Here is a 15,446-nt window from a genome sequence, read left to right on the forward strand (position 1 = left end):
CTAGTTCACTAAAAAGACAGAGGACAGCATGAGACGGAAGCCATCCGTCCGGCGGGCGATCACCGGGCTGCTCGCGGCCTGCCTGATCCCCCTCGGACTGCTCCCCGCGACCGCGCACGCCGCCGCGCCGGACGCCCCAGGACCCAACCTCGCGCTCGGCCGCCCCGCCACCGCGAGCGGTGCCAACGGCCAGTACGGCGCGGGCAACGTGACCGACGGAAACCAGAGTTCGTACTGGGAGGGGCCCGGCGCCTCGTTCCCGCAGTGGGTGCGCGTCGACCTCGGCGCCACCACCTCGGTCGACGAGGTGACGCTGAAGCTTCCGACCACCTGGGAGGCGCGCGACGAGACGCTGACCGTCCAGGGCAGCACGGACGGCAGCACGTGGAGCACGCTCTCCGCCTCCGCGAAGCGCACCTTCACGCCCAACTCGGCGAACGCCGTCACGGTCGGCTTCTCCGCCGCCGACGTGCGGTACGTACGCGTGCAGGTGACCGCGAACACCGGCTGGCAGGCCGCCCAGCTCAGCGAGTTGGAGATCCGGGGCGAGGACGACGGGGGCACCGACCCCGGCGACCCCGGCACACCGCCCGTCACCGGCACCAACCTCGCCAAGGGCAAGCCCGTCGAGGCGAACGGCTACGTCCACACCTTCGTCCCGGCCAACGCCAACGACGGTGACACGAACACCTATTGGGAGTCCGCCGGGCTCCCGGGCCAGCTCACCGTGAAGCTCGGGGCCGACGCCGACATCTCCGGCGTCGTCGTCAAGCTCAACCCCGGGACGGACTGGGGCGCGCGCACGCAGGCGATCGAGGTGCAGGGCCGGGGGCAGAACGCGAGCGGCTTCTCCACGCTCAAGGCCCGCGCCGACTACGCCTTCAGCCCGGCGGGCAACAAGAACACGGTGACCATCCCGGTGACCGGCCGCGCCGCCGACGTACGCCTCAACATCGCCGCCAACTCCGGTGCTCCCGGCGGCCAGATCGCCGAGATCGAGGTCGTCGGCACCGCCGCGCCCAACCCCGACCTGACCCTCACCGACCTGAGCTGGACGCCGGCCGCGCCGTCCGAGAAGGACGCGGTGACCGTCAAGGCGACCGTTCGCAACGCCGGTACGGCGGCCTCCGCCGCCACGACCGTCGACGTGAGCCTGGACGGCACGGTCGCGGGCAGCGCCTCCGTCGGCGCGCTCGCCGCCGGGGCCTCGCAGACGGTCTCGGTCGACGTCGGCAAGCGCCCGCAGGGCTCGTACACGGTCTCGGCCGTCGTCGACCCGAAGGGCACCGTGGTCGAGCAGGACGACAGCAACAACAGCCGCGCGGGCGCGAGCAAGCTCGTCGTCTCGCAGAGCCCCGGCCCCGACCTCCAGGTCACCGGCATCGCGACCAACCCGGACAATCCGGCTGCGGGCGCGAACGTCAGCTTCACCGTCGCGGTCAAGAACCGGGGCACGAGCGCCGTCGCCGCCGGGAGCGTCACCCGCCTCACCGCGGGCACGACGACCCTCAACGGCACGACCCCGGCGGTCCCCGCGGGCGAGACCGTGCAGGTCCCCGTCTCCGGTACGTGGAAGGCCACCGACGGCGGCGCGACGCTCACCGCGACCGCCGACGCGACCAACACCGTCACCGAGACCAACGAGGACAACAACACCTTCGCCCGCTCGATCGTCGTCGGGCGCGGCGCCGCCGTCCCGTACACCGAGTACGAGGCCGAGAACGGCAAGTACACCGGCACGCTCCTGACCGCCGACGCGAAGCGCACCTTCGGCCACACCAACTTCGCCACCGAGTCGAGCGGCCGCAAGTCCGTCCGCCTCAACAACACCGGCGAATACGTGGAGTTCACCTCCACGACGCCCACCAACTCGATCGTCGTGCGCAACTCCATCCCGGACGCCGCGAACGGCGGCGGTCAGGACGCGACCCTGAGCCTGTACGCGGACGGCAAGTTCGTCCGCAAGCTCGACCTCAGCTCGAAGCACTCGTGGCTGTACGGCTCGACGGACGACCCCGAGGGCCTCACCAACACCCCGGGCGGTGACGCCCGTCGGCTCTTCGACGAGTCCAACGCGCTGCTTGCGCAGACCTACCCCGAGGGCACCACGTTCCGCCTCCAGCGCGACGCGGGCGACAACGCGAGCTTCTACATCGTCGACCTGGTCGACCTGGAGCAGGTCGCCCCGGCCAAGTCCAAGCCCGCCGAGTGCACTTCGATCACCGAGTACGGGGCGGTGCCCAACGACGGCATCGACGACACCGACGCCATCCAGCGCGCCGTCATGGCCGACCAGAACGGGCAGATCGCCTGTGTCTGGATTCCGGCGGGGCAGTGGCGCCAGGAGCAGAAGATCCTCACCCCCGACCCGCAGCACCGGGGCCAGTACAACCAGGTCGGCATCAGGAACGTGAGGATCGTGGGCGCCGGCATGTGGCACTCGCAGCTCTACACGCTCACCGAGCCGCAGGACGCGGGCGGCATCAACCACCCGCACGAGGGCAACTTCGGCTTCGACATCGACGACAACACGCAGATCTCCGACCTCGCCATCTTCGGCTCCGGGCGCATCCGCGGCGGCGACGGCAACGACGAGGGCGGCGTCGGCATCAACGGCCGCCTCGGCAAGGACACGAAGATCTCCAACGTGTGGATCGAGCACGCCAACGTCGGCGTCTGGGTCGGCCGCGACTACGCCAACATCCCGGAGCTGTGGAACCCGGGCGACGGCCTGGAGTTCAGCGGGATGCGCATCCGCGACACGTACGCGGACGGCATCAACTTCACCAACGGCACGCACAATTCGACCGTCTACAACTCGTCCTTCCGCAACACGGGCGACGACTCGCTCGCCGTCTGGTCGAGCAAGTACGTCAAGGACCCCTCCACGGACGTCGGCGCGAACAACCACTTCCGCAACAACACGATCCAGCTGCCGTGGCGGGCCAACGGCATCGCGGTCTACGGCGGTTACGGGAACACCATCGAGAACAACGTCGTCTCCGACACGATGAACTACCCGGGCATCATGCTCGCCACCGACCACGACCCGATCCCCTTCAGCGGCCAGACGCTCATCTCGGGCAACACGCTGCACCGCACGGGCGGGGCCTTCTGGAACGAGGACCAGGAGTTCGGCGCCATCACGCTCTTCGCCCAGGGCGCGAGCATCCCCGGCGTCACGATCAAGGACACGGACATCCTCGACTCGACGTACGACGGCATCCAGTTCAAGACGGGTGGCGGCACGTACCCCGGGGTGAAGATCTCCAATGTCCGCATCGACAAGTCGAACAACGGCTCCGGCATCCTCGCGATGAGCGGCGCCCGCGGCGACGCGACCCTCTCCAACGTCACGATCTCCAACTCGCGCGACGGGGACGTGTTCACCGAGCCGGGTTCGCAGTTCACGTTCACCGGCGCGCCGACGAAGGCGGCTGCCAAGCGCTGACGTCGCGGGACGAAGCACCCGCTCGCCCGGGCCCGCCCGCCTCCGTACCTCGGGGGCGGGCGGGCCCTTCGCGGTGATACAGGTCTCTTCTCCCGCTTTCCGGCTGATCGGCCCGACTCGTTAGGATCGGAGCGCAGTGATCGGGAGAGCCGATCAATCGCCCACGCCAGCAGTACGGATCTCCACCTCGTGAGTACGGAACATGTCCTCGCCGCCGACGGCCGCGCGCGGCAGCCCACCCTCGCCCAGCTCCGCGCCTTCGCCGCCGTCGCCGAGCACCTGCACTTCCGGCAGGCCGCCGCCGTGCTCGGCATGAGCCAGCCCGCCCTGTCCGGGGCGGTCTCCGCGCTGGAGGAAGCACTCGGGGTCACGCTCGTCGAGCGGACCACGCGCAAGGTGCTGCTCTCGCCCGCCGGGGAACGGCTCGCGGTACGGGCCAGGGGCGTCCTCGCCGAGGTCGCGGGGCTCCTGGAGGAGGCCGAGACGCTGCGGGCGCCGTTCACGGGGACGCTGCGGCTCGGGGTGATCCCGACCGTCGCCCCGTACCTGCTGCCCACCGTCCTCGACGTGTGCGCGCGCCGCTACCCCGACCTCGCGCTCGAAGTGCACGAGGAGCAGACCGCCACGCTCAGCGAGGGCCTGGCCACCGGGCGACTCGATCTGCTGCTCCTCGCCCTGCCGCTCTCGACGCCCGGCTTCACCGAGATCCCCCTCTTCGACGAGGACTTCGCCCTCGTCACGCCGCTCGGGCACCGGCTCGGCGGGCGGGAGGGGCTGCCGCGCGACGTGCTCAGCGAACTGCCGCTCCTGCTGCTCGCGGAGGGGCACTGCCTGCGCGACCAGGCGCTCGACGTGTGCCGGGACGCGGGGCGCGGCGAGGCGAGGGCCGTCACGACGACCGCCGCGGGGCTCTCGACGCTCGTGCAGCTCGTGGCGGGCGGCCTCGGGGTGACCCTGTTGCCGAGGACCGCCGTCGCCCTGGAGACGGGGCGCAACGGGCGCTTGGAGACGGGGGCGTTCGCGGAGCCGGCGCCGTGCCGGCGGATCGGGCTGGTGATGCGCGACGGCTCCGCCAGGGGGGAGCAGGTGGAGGAACTGGGGGAGGTGCTGCGGGGGGCCTTCTCCGGGTTGCCGGTGCGGGTGGTGGGCGGCGGGTGACGTTCCCCGCGGCCCGTACCGCACCGGGGGCGGCACCTCAGCGCACGGGGATTTCGGGCCACACCTCGCGCTCCAGGCGCCTGCGCTCGGCCCGGGTGCGGGCCGCCGCCTGCTGATCGGCCATGCTGCCGTCGAGGGCGGGGGCCGCGTGGACGGCACGGGCGGTACGGGTGCGGCTGCGCTCCGTACGCGACGACGACGCCTCCCGCGAGGGCCCCGCGTCCAGCGGCACGGACTCGCCGCCCGAGGAGGGCACGCCCGCCTTGTCCGCGCCCCGCTGGAAGAAGCGCAGCAGCTCCACGGGGAACGGCATCACGAGGGTGCTGTTCTTCTCGGCCGCCACGTCCACCACCGTCTGCAGCAGCCGGAGCTGAAGGGCGCCCGGCGTGTCGGCCATCGTGCTCGCCGCCGAGGTGAGCTTGCGGGCCGCCTGGGCCTCGCCGTCCGCCGCGATGACCCGCGCGCGCCGCTCGCGCTCCGCCTCGGCCTGCTTCGACATGGACCGCATCATGTCCTGCGGCAGCGCGATGTCCTTGATCTCGACGCGCTCGACCCGCACCCCCCAGGGGTCCTCGGTCGGCGCGTCCATCACGGTGCGCAGTTCGGCGTTGATGCGGTCGCGGTCCGAGAGCAGCGTGTCGAGATCGGCACGGCCGATGACGGAACGCAGGGAGGTCTGCGCGATCTGCGAGACCGCCGAGGGATAGTCGCTCACGTTGACGAGCGCCTTGACCGGGTCGATGACGCGGAAGTACACCACCGCGTCGACCGTCACGGTCACGTTGTCGTTGGTGATGGCGCCCTGCGGCGAGACGCCCAGCACCTCGGTCTGGATGGAGACCCGCTCCATGTGGTCGCCGACGGGCCGGATGAGACGCAGCCCGGGCTGTCTGATGCGCGGCAGCAGGCGGCCGAAGCGGAAGACGACCCCGCGCTGGTACTGCTGCACGTTGCGCACGCTCAGCCCCAGCAGGATCACCACGAGAAGCGCCACCAGGACGATGGCGATGACGAGTCCGGTCATGAGTACCAACCCCAGGGCACGAGACATGGATGTGCCCGCACGTCCCACGGTAGGACTGTTCCGGTACGGGCGCGAACGGCCACGTACCGGAACAGTCCCACCGAAAAGGCGTGCCGGAGAAGGGACGCCGGGACCGGGGCCCGGCGGAGAGGCCCGCCTACTCCGTGCGCAGCCCCGCCGCCCGCATCGTGCGGTGCAGCGCCGGGAGCGTCAGGAGCGTCACGAGGAGCATCGTGCCCGCGCCCGCCGCGACGAGCGGCAGGAAGACGAACCAGTCGACGACGTGCTTGTTGATGAGCCGCACCAGCGTCCAGCCGAGCGCGAGCCCGCCCGCCGTCGCGACGCACAGCCCGAGCACGACCGGGATCGCCGTCTGCCACAGCAGCGACCAGGCGAGCGAGGAGCGCCGCGTGCCGAAGGCCGCGAGCGCCGCGAGCAGCCGCTTGCGCTCGCGCAGTTGCTCCAGGAGCGAGACGAGCAGCGAGGCGCCGATCAGGAGCGTCGTGAGGATCGCGCCGCCCGCGAGGCCGTGCCGCACGCTCGCGTACGTGGAGTCGCGGTGCGAGCTGGTGTACGCCCACATCCGCACGCTCGGGTCGACGGCCATGACCGCGTTGCGCGCCCGGTCGATCGCCTGCGCGTCGTCCTTGTCGACCTTGACCCGCAGGCTGGTCGAGCCGCCGCCCTTGCCGAGGATGCTCGCGTCGATGGCGCCCGGCGTGACGAGGAGCCCGGAGCCCTCGTCGCCCTCGGGGGTGCGGATGCCCTTCACGTCCCTGACGTCGCGCGGGACGCGCCACAGCTGCCCGTGCTTCGTGTCCGGGGCGACATCGATCTCCTGCCCCGCGCGGGCCACCTGCCACGTCTGCGTGTTGATGTCCTTCTCCCACTCCTCGTGGGCGGTCTGGCGGGCCCGGAAGACGTCCCCGTCCGCGCACGTGGGCAGCTTCGCCTTCTCGCGCAGCGTCGCGCAGTCGCCGACGGTGATCCACACGGTGAGCGGCTCGCCGTCCTTGTCGACCTTGCGCTTGGGGCCGGGCGTCTTCGCGTACCCGGTGACCTCCGCCGTCACCCGGTCCACCCCGGGCGCCTTCACGGCCGCCGCGCGGAACTGCTCGGCGAGCTTCCAGTCGGTGATGCTGCTGGACACGCCGAGGGTCGCCCGGGTCGGGTCCTGCCCGGTCATCCGCTGGAAGTCGTCGCCGACCGAACCGACCATCATCTGGAGGGCGACCGCGCCCGCCACGGCCACCGTGATCCCGCCGACCGCGCGGGCCGCCGTACCGCCGCTGAGCTGGAGCCTGCGCACGGCGAGCTGCCAGGGCACCGAGCCACCGCGCAGCCGCCGTACGACGAACTCCACGAGCCAGGGCAGCAGGGTCGCGAGCCCGATGAGGGCGAGCGAGGCGCCCCCCGCGAGCCGGAACGGGTCGACGCTCTGCGCCTCGCGCTCGGCAGGCGTCTCGCGCAGCCGCTCGTCGGAGAGGAGCAGCGCGAGCCCGAGGAGCGTGATGACGAGCCGCCACCACACCCTGCGCCTGCGCGGCGCGGACTGCCGGAAGACGCCGAGCGGCTCGATGCTCACCGCGCGCAGCGAGAAGAGCGTCACCGCGACGGCGCACACGGGCACCGCGAGCACGACGAGCAGACCGAGCCAGGGCACCGGGGTGAGGTCGCCGGGGAAGGCGCTGGTGCCGACGACGCTCACGTACGGGGCGAATTCCCGTCCCACCAGGAGGAACACCACGCCGAGCACGATGCCGAGCACGGCGGCGGCGAGCGCTTCACCGGCCGCGATCCGGCGCGTGCCCGCCGCGTCCGAGCCGACGAGGCGCAGGGCCGCGAGCCTGCGGTCGCGCCGCTCGCCGCCGAAGCGCACGGCGGTGCCGATGAAGAGCACGACGGGGATGAGCAGCACGACGCAGATCATGACGATGATCGCGACGAGCAACGGGTCCATCTTGTCGTGCAGGTTGAGGCGCTTGCCCCAGCCGTTCGCGTGCTGGAGGTCGCTGTGCGGCTTCGTCGCGAGGTCGCCGGGGTTGCCGTAGAAGTACAGCTCGCGCGGCTCGTCGAGTCCGGCGTCGCCGATCGTCCCGACTTCCTTGTACCGGGCGAAGCGGGCCTTCAGGACGGCGTCGCCCGAGCCGTGGAGCCGGTCGTGCAGGGCGGGCGAGACGAACATCTCGCCCGCCTCCGGGAGGCGGCCGAGCCCCGGCGGGGGGCTCGCCTCCTTGCCCTGCGGGGCGACGAGGAAGCCGCCGATCGTGACGTCCTGGTACTCGCTGGAGCCGTCCGAGACGAGGAAGGCGCGCGGCGACTCCTTCGCCGCGGTGGCCGAGAGCTTCGTGGGGCGCCGGGCGTCGAGCCGCTCGTCCTGCTGCTGGAGGAAGGTCGGCACCGAGGAGGCGAGGAAGAGGAGAAGGACGCCGAGGCCGATGCCGACGGCGGTGAGCGCCGTGCGCGTCCAGCCCTCGCGGCCGCCCGAGACGGCGAAGCGCACGCCGAGCAGCAGGTCGCGCGCCCACGTGGCGAGGCGGCCGGTGGCGGTGGGCTCGGGCGGGGGCGGGGGAGCGGCGTCCGCGTGCCGGTCGAGGGTGAGGGGGCTGGTCATACGAGCCGCTCCATGTCCCGGGAGCGGCCGTCCCGTACGACGACCTCGCGGTCCGAGTACGCGGCGACGCGGGCCTCGTGCGTGACGAGGACGACGGCGGCGTTGGTCACGCGCGCGGCCTCGGTGAGCAGTTCCATGACGCGCTCGCCGTTGAGCGAGTCGAGCGCCCCGGTCGGCTCGTCGGCGAAGACGACGCGCGGTCCGGTGACGAGCGAGCGGGCGACGGCGACGCGCTGCCCCTGCCCGCCGGAGACCTCCCCGGGCCGCTTCGCCGCCAGGTCCTCGACCTCCAGGCGCTCCATCCAGGCGTACGCGGCCTTCTCGGCCTCCTTGCGCTTGACGCCGTTGAGGCGCAGCGGCAGCGCGACGTTCTCGACGCAGCTCAGCTCGGGCACGAGCTGGCCGAACTGGAAGACGAAGCCGAAGTCGCTGCGGCGCAGGGCGCTGCGGCGGCTCTCGGGGAGCGCGCTCAGCTCGGTGCCGCCGTAGTGGATCGTGCCCGCGTCCGGCGGGACGATCCCGGCGAGGCAGTGCAGCAGCGTGGACTTGCCGGAGCCGGACGGGCCCATGACGGCGACGACCTCGCCCGCGTGGATGGAGAACTCGGCTCCGTCGAGCGCGGTCGTGGGGCCGTAGGACTTGCGCAGTCCCTCGGCGGAGAGCAGGGAGCCCGAGGGGATCATGCGTTCACTTCCTTGGCGAGCTTGCCGAGCCTGGCGGTCGCCAGTTCCAGCCAGCGCAGATCGGCTTCGAGGTGGAAAAGGGCGTGGTCGCAGATGAGCTGGTCCGCGAAGTCGCCCTTGCGCTTGCGTTCGGTGAGCGAGCGCATCAGGCGCAGGTGCTCGGCGCGCTGCACGTCCATGACGTCGTGCGCGTCCCGCTTGGTGAGCAGCGCGAGGACGACCTTCGTGTACAGCGTCGACTGGAGGTACGGCTCGGGCTTCTCGGGCGTCGCGAGCCACTGGGCGACGTCGGTGACCCCGGCGTCCGTGATCGCATACCGCTTGCGCTCGGGGCCCTCGCCGGCCTCTATCCCGTCGACCTCGACGAGGCCGTTCTTCAGGAGGCGGGACATGGTCGAGTAGACCTGGCCGTAGTGCAGCGGCTTGTCGTGCCCGAACTTCTCGTCGAAGGCGCGCTTGAGGTCGTACCCGTGGCGTGGCCCCGTTTCGAGGAGGCCGAGGAGTGTGTGACCGATGGACATGGCGAGGACTATACACGGGGGGTATACGCCGGGTGTATAGCTGTCCGGAAAGGGGGCCGGACCCCCCGGGGCCCGGCCCGTGACCTGCGTCTACGGCTCAGTCGCGCGCTTCCGGCGCTCCGTCCGCGCGCCCAGGCGGCCGTCCCCGGCGGGGGATCGGGGCCGCCGAGGACGGCAGCCGGCCCGCCTCGGCGAGGGCGCGGCGCAGCAGGTACTCGATCTGCGCGTTGCTGCTGCGCAGCTCGTCGGCCGCCCAGCGGGCGAGGGCGTCGTGGACCTTCGGGTCGAGGCGCAGGAGCACCTGCTTACGGGCCGGGCGCGCCGCCCGCCGCGTACGCCCCGGCTCGCCGGAGGCGGAGCCTTCGTCCGCCGCGCTGTCGTTCATCTCCGCCTCGTCCCTCGCCCCTCGCCCGTGCCGTCGGGGTGTGCTCGTCAGTAGAGGGTGCCCGCGTTCACGACCGGCTGGGTCGCCCGGTCCCCGCACAGGACGACGAGCAGATTGCTCACCATCGCCGCCTTGCGCTCCTCGTCCAGCTCCACGATGTCCTCCTGCTGGATGCGGGCGAGGGCCTGCTCGACCATGCCGACCGCGCCCTCGACGATGAGCCTGCGCGCGTCCACGACCGCGCCCGCCTGCTGGCGCTGGAGCATCGCGGAGGCGATCTCGGGGGCGTACGCGAGGTGCGTGAAGCGGGACTCGACGATCTCGACACCCGCCGCCTCGACGCGCGCGTGCAGTTCGAGCGCGAGCTTCTCGGTGATCTCCTCGGCGTTCCCGCGCAGCGAGAGGCCCTCGTCCTCGTGGGCGTCGTAGGGGTACTCGATGGCGATGTGCCGCACGGCCGCCTCGGTCTGCGTCGCGACGAACTCCAGGAAGTCGTCGACCTCGAAGCTCGCCTGCGCGGTGTCCTCCACGCGCCACACGACGACGGCCGCCAGCTCGATCGGGTTGCCGTAGGCGTCGTTGACCTTGAGGACGGCCGTCTCGTGGTTGCGCACGCGCGTGGAGATCTTCGTGCGGCTCGTGAGCGGGTTGACCCAGCGCAGGCCGTCGGTGCGGATCGTGCCCCGGTAGCGGCCGAAGAGCTGGACCACGCGGGCCTCGCCGGGGGCGACCATGTTGAGCCCCGCCATGGCGAAGATCGAGGCGATCGCGAGGAGGATGCCGAGGACGATGAGCGCCGCCTTGGCGCCCGTCGAGCCGACGGCGGTCGCGCTCGCGACGAGCCCGATGCCGATCACGAGGCCGAGCAGCCCGAGGAGCAGGGCGAGCCCGCCGCCGATGCTCTTCGCGGTGAACTCCGTCACGCGCGGCTTCGGCATCTCGGTGAGCTGACCGGCCGCGAGCTCGTCCCCGCGCGGGGTCTCGGGTGTGGGGTGGGTGGACATGGGTGGTTCCCCCGTTCTGTCGCGGATGGGGCGGCGGCGACGGTTGTGACCGCTGGGACACACCGCCCCTGACCTGGGGCGGCGCGTCCGCGCGCGGGGGGCCGGGAGGCTCCCGTACCGCCGCGACCGCGCTCTCAAAGTGATATCAGATTACCCGGGATGGCAACCATCGACACCTCCGCGGAGTCGGTTTCAGTACAGGACGGTGCTGATTGTCACGTCCGGAAAAGACAGGATCGGGAGCCGTTTGTCCAAGAGCGCGGTGTTAGCTTTCAAAGCTGATCGAGCCACGGTGCGCGCGACGGAGCGAGCCGCCGTGGAACGCGACGCACACCACTGAGAAGGAGCGGCCGTCGACATGGGGCGAGCGGACGAGAGGCGGGCACGTCGCGGGGGCGGCGACTCGCGCGGGCGTGTGCGCCGCCTGTTCACGTGGAAGAAGCTGCTCGGCACCTTCTTCGGCCTGTGCCTGCTCGGGATAGCCGGCTTCGTCGGCCTCTACCTGTACGTCGACGTGCCCCAGGGCAACCCCGACGCGACCCAGCAGGCCAACGTCTACAAGTTCAAGGACGGCACCGTCCTCGCCCGCACCGGCGAGCGCAACCGCGAGATCGTCGGCCTCGACCGCGTCCCGAAGGACGTCCAGCACACCTTCGTCGCCGCCGAGAACAAGAGCTTCTACAAGGACAAGGGCGTCGACCTCAAGGGCACCGCGCGCGGCCTGCTCAACACCGTGACCGGCAAGGGCAAGCAGGGCGGCTCGACGATCACCCAGCAGTACGTGAAGAACTACTACCTCACCGCCGACCAGACCGTGAGCCGCAAGCTCAAGGAACTGGTCATCTCGCTCAAGGTCGATCAGAAGTACTCGAAGGACGACATCCTCGCCGGGTACATCAACACGAGCTACTACGGCCGGGGCGCCTACGGCATCCAGGCCGCGGCCCAAGCGTACTACGGCATCGACGCCGACCAGCTGAACGTCGCCCAGGGCGCCTACCTCGCCGCCCTCCTCCAGGCCCCGAGCCAGTACGACTGGTCCGTCGCGACGCCGGGCGGCAAGACCCTCGTCAAGAAGCGCTGGAACTACGTGCTCGACAACATGGTCGGCCAGCACTGGCTCGGCGCCGGGGAGCGCGCCAAGCTCGCCTTCCCCGTCCCGCACAAGGAACAGCGCGACGCCGGGCTCACCGGGCAGAAGGGCTACCTCCAGACGGCGGCCCGCAACGAGCTGATACGCACCGTCGCCAAGAACGACGACCTCTCGCTCGACGACGCGAAGGCCAAGGTCGACGCGGGCGGCTACACCGTCACGCTCAACATCGACCCGAAGAAGCAGGCCCGGCTGGAGAAGGCGGTCAAGAACCGCCTGACCTCCAAGCTCGACCCCAAGAACCGCACCGTCGACGCGAACGTGCAGGCCGGCGCCGCCTCCGTCGACCCGAAGAACGGCAAGGTCCTCGCCCTGTACGGCGGCAAGGGCTGGCCCGACCACTACACGGACAACGCGACCCGCACCGACTACCAGGTCGCCTCCACCTTCAAGCCGCTCATCCTGACCGCCGCCCTGGAGAACGGCGCGACGACGCAGGACGGCAAGCCCATCACCGCGTCCACGATCTACGACGGCACGAGCAAGCGCCCCGTCAAGGGCAGCGACATCGCCTTCGACCCGCCCAACGAGGACGGCGTCGACTACGGGCCGATCAGCGTCCAGACCGCGATGAACAAGTCCGTGAACTCCGTCTTCGCGCAGATGGGCGTCGACGTCGGCATGGACGAGGTCATGAAGACCGCCGGCAAGCTCGGCATGGACGTCGAGAACGAACAGGCCGTGCCCGCGCAGACCCTCGGCTCGATGGGCGCGAGCCCGCTCCAGATGGCCGGCGTCTACGCGACGCTCGACCACCACGGGCGCAAGGTCACCCCGCAGATCCTCAAGTCCGTCACGTACGGCGGCGCGGACGTGAAGCTGCCGAGCGCGATCGGCGACCAGGTCGTCAGCCGCCAGACCGCCGACTCGGTCACCTCGGTCCTCACCGGCGTCGTCGACGACGGCACGGGCAGCGCGGTCCGCAACAGCAGCCAGCCGGTCGCGGGCAAGACCGGGACCTCCGACGACAACAAGTCGGCCTGGTTCACCGGCTTCACCCCGGACCTCGTCACCTCCGTCGGCGTCTTCGGCGAGGCGGGCAAGGACGGGACGACGGCGGACGGCACGAAGTACAAGAAGGGGGCGCAGGTCACGCTGAGCGGCGCGGCGGGCGGCGGCCGGGTCAACGGCGGTGGCTTCCCCGCGCAGATCTGGGCCGACTACACCTTCGCGGTCGTGGGCGCCCCCGAGAAGTTCGACCTCGACACCGACATGGGCGCGGCCACCACCCCGACCGCCGACCCCACCCCCTCGGACACGCCGACCCCCTCGGACACCCCGTCCCCGTCCACGTCGGCCCCCGAGGAACCCACCCCGGACCCGACCACCGAGTCCCCGGACCCCGACCCGACGACCCCGGACCCCGACCCCACGGACATGGGCGACGGCGGCCTCCCGACGAACAGCCCCGACCCCGGCGACCCGGGCGAGGGCGGACCCTCCTTCCCGCCCCTGCCCGGCCAGGGCGGGCAGGACCCCGGCGGGGACGGCAACGGCTTCTGACGGCGAAAGGTGCCCCCGGCCACGGAACCAAGCCGTGGCCGGGGGCACCGGCGTACCCAGGCCTTACGCGTCCGCCCGGCGGCCGGAGGCGCGCGTCCTGCCGCAGGCCCCTACGCGTCCAGCTCGAACCACACGACCTTCCCGTTCCCCAGCCGCGTCGCGTCCCACTTGCGCGCGAGCCGCTTCACCAGGAACAGGCCGCGCCCGCCCTCGTCCGTCGTGCGCGCGTTGCGCACCCGGGGGAGCTGCGGCACATCGTCGCCGACCTCCACCCGCAGCACGTCCGTGCGCAGCAGCCGCAGCGTGACGGGGCGCGTCGCATACCGGATCGCGTTCGTCACGACCTCGCTCACCAGGAGCTGCACCGTGTCGATGTGCCGTTCCAGGCCCCACCGCTCCAGCGCCTCCCGCGCGAGGCGCCGGGCGCGCGAGACGGCGCGCGGCTCCGCGTCGAGGAACCAGAAGGCGACGTCCTCCGGCGCGATCCCCTGGAAGCGCGCGGCGAGCAGCGCGATGTCGTCGTCGCGGTCGCTCGGCCCGAGCACGTCGAGCACCGAGTCGCACAGCGCCTCCAGCGGCGGCGCGTGGTCGGCGCCCGTGAGCCGCGCGGTCTCGGCGAGTTTGTCGGTGAGCTGCTCGATGCCCGTCCACACGTCCCGCAGCCGCGATTCCACGAGCCCGTCCGTGTAGAGCAGCAGCGTCGCCCCCGAGGGCGCGTCCAGCTCGACGGACTCGAAGTCCACGCCGCCCACCCCGATCGGCGCCCCCGGCGGCACGCTGAGCACCTCGGCGCGCCCGTCCATGTGGAGCAGGAGGGGCGGCGGGTGGCCCGCGTTGGCGACCGTGATGCGGTGCGAGACGGGGTCGTAGACGACGTACACGCACGTCGCCATGCGGTCGCTGCCGAGCCGCTGCGCCTGCTCGTCGAGGTGGTGCAGGACCTCGGTCGGCGGCAGGTCGAGCCCGGCGAGGGTCTGCGCGGTGGTCCGCAACTGGCCCATGATCGCCGCCGAGGTCATCGAGTGGCCCATGACGTCGCCCACGACGAGCGCCACGCGCGAACCCGGCAGCGGGATCGCGTCGTACCAGTCGCCGCCGACCCGCGCCGTCTCGGCGGCCGGCAGGTACCGGCTCGCGAGCCGCACGCCCGTCGCGCGCGGCAGCGTCTCGGGGAGCATCATGCGCTGCAACTTGTCCGCGATGTACGCCTCGCGCCCGTACAGCACCGCCTTGTCGACGCCGAGCGCGGAGTGGGTCGCGAGCTGCGCGGCGACGAGCAGGTCGTCGGGCGCGAAGGGCACGCGCTCGGGGGCGCGCAGGAAGACGGCCGCGCCGATCACCCGGCGGCGCCCGCGCAGCGGGGCGAGGATCGCACGCTGCCCGTCCACCCCGTCGAGCGGCGGTACGGCGTCGGCGCCCAGCAGTTCGGGGAGCGCGGCCCGCGCCCCCTCCGAGCCGCCGAAGCGCGGCCTGACCCCGCGCAGCACCTCGGCGAGCGCGCCGTCCGGCTCGACCTCGCACGTCTGCGCCCCGCGCACCGAGCCGTCCGGCAGCGGCGTCGCCGGGAGGAGCGCTCCCGAGAGCGTGTACTGCCCGGTGAGCATGCCCGGGTCGGGGATGCGGTCGGTGCGGCGCAGCCGCAGCACGAGCGGCCCGCTCGGGCGCTCCTCGCCGACCGGGAGCGGGTCGCGGAGGTAGACGAGGATCGCGTCGGCGAAGACCGGCACGCTCGCCCGGCACAGGCCCATGACGATCTCGTCGAGGTCGATGCCGCGCGCGATCCGGCGCGTCGCCGCACCGACGAAACGCAGCCGCTCGCCCTCGGCCCGCTCGCGCTCCTGTTCGCTCGGGTGCTCGGAGAGCTCCTCGTTGAAGGCGCGCGGCGTCGAGGTGCCTCCGGCGGGCGCGGGCCCGGCGTCCGTGCGCGGCCGGACGGGCTCGGCGGCGTCG

10 protein-coding genes are annotated in these 15,446 nt (G+C 72.1%); 3 read left to right on the forward strand and 7 right to left on the reverse strand.

Going from position 1 to position 15,446, the window contains the following annotated elements; all coding sequences use genetic code 11:
- Positions 1-28 precede the first annotated feature (28 nt).
- Both G3I42_RS13150 and G3I42_RS13155 read left to right on the forward strand, forming a co-directional pair.
- Entirely contained in the window at positions 29-3,451 is a 3,423-nt protein-coding gene (locus G3I42_RS13150) for a CARDB domain-containing protein (RefSeq protein ID WP_164285592.1), read from the forward strand.
- Between the two features lie 189 nt (positions 3,452-3,640).
- Positions 3,641-4,609: a LysR substrate-binding domain-containing protein gene (locus G3I42_RS13155; RefSeq protein ID WP_164285594.1), complete on the forward strand. Its 969-nt coding sequence runs from the start codon at positions 3,641-3,643 to the stop codon at positions 4,607-4,609.
- A 37-nt stretch (positions 4,610-4,646) separates the two neighbouring features.
- Here G3I42_RS13155 and G3I42_RS13160 read toward each other — a convergent pair whose 3' ends face one another.
- From G3I42_RS13160 to G3I42_RS13185, 6 genes are all read right to left on the reverse strand, one after another.
- A complete protein-coding gene (locus G3I42_RS13160) occupies positions 4,647-5,633 on the reverse strand; it encodes an SPFH domain-containing protein (RefSeq protein ID WP_164285596.1) in 987 nt (328 codons plus the stop codon).
- A gap of 157 nt (positions 5,634-5,790) precedes the next feature.
- Positions 5,791-8,247, reverse strand: coding sequence for an FtsX-like permease family protein (locus G3I42_RS13165; protein ID WP_164285598.1), 2,457 nt, complete (start codon positions 8,245-8,247; stop codon positions 5,791-5,793).
- Positions 8,244-8,930 carry an ABC transporter ATP-binding protein gene (locus G3I42_RS13170; RefSeq protein WP_164285600.1) on the reverse strand — a complete coding sequence of 229 codons (687 nt, stop codon included), beginning with the start codon at positions 8,928-8,930 and terminating at the stop codon, positions 8,244-8,246. The genes G3I42_RS13165 and G3I42_RS13170 overlap by 4 nt, the downstream gene beginning before the upstream one ends.
- Positions 8,927-9,451: a PadR family transcriptional regulator gene (locus tag G3I42_RS13175; RefSeq protein ID WP_164285602.1), complete on the reverse strand. Its 525-nt coding sequence runs from the start codon at positions 9,449-9,451 to the stop codon at positions 8,927-8,929. The genes G3I42_RS13170 and G3I42_RS13175 overlap by 4 nt, the downstream gene beginning before the upstream one ends.
- Before the next feature lie 97 nt (positions 9,452-9,548).
- Positions 9,549-9,836 (reverse strand): hypothetical protein, encoded by a 288-nt coding sequence (locus G3I42_RS13180; RefSeq protein WP_164285604.1) that lies wholly within the window; start codon positions 9,834-9,836, stop codon positions 9,549-9,551.
- 47 nt (positions 9,837-9,883) lie between these two features.
- Positions 9,884-10,840 carry an SPFH domain-containing protein gene (locus tag G3I42_RS13185; RefSeq protein WP_164285606.1) on the reverse strand — a complete coding sequence of 319 codons (957 nt, stop codon included), beginning with the start codon at positions 10,838-10,840 and terminating at the stop codon, positions 9,884-9,886.
- Between the two features lie 358 nt (positions 10,841-11,198).
- On the opposite strand from G3I42_RS13185, the gene G3I42_RS13190 reads away from it, so the two are divergent.
- The gene (locus G3I42_RS13190) at positions 11,199-13,496 is read left to right on the forward strand and encodes a transglycosylase domain-containing protein (protein WP_164285608.1); all 2,298 of its coding nucleotides are present in this window, start codon (positions 11,199-11,201) and stop codon (positions 13,494-13,496) included.
- 110 nt (positions 13,497-13,606) lie between these two features.
- On the opposite strand, the gene G3I42_RS13195 is transcribed toward G3I42_RS13190, so the two are convergent.
- On the reverse strand, positions 13,607-15,446 hold a 1,840-nt coding region (locus tag G3I42_RS13195; RefSeq protein WP_239096423.1), incomplete at its 5' end, for an ATP-binding SpoIIE family protein phosphatase.

The sequence above is a fragment of the Streptomyces sp. SID11385 genome, assembly GCF_010548245.1.
Classification (GTDB): Bacteria; Actinomycetota; Actinomycetes; order Streptomycetales; family Streptomycetaceae; genus Streptomyces.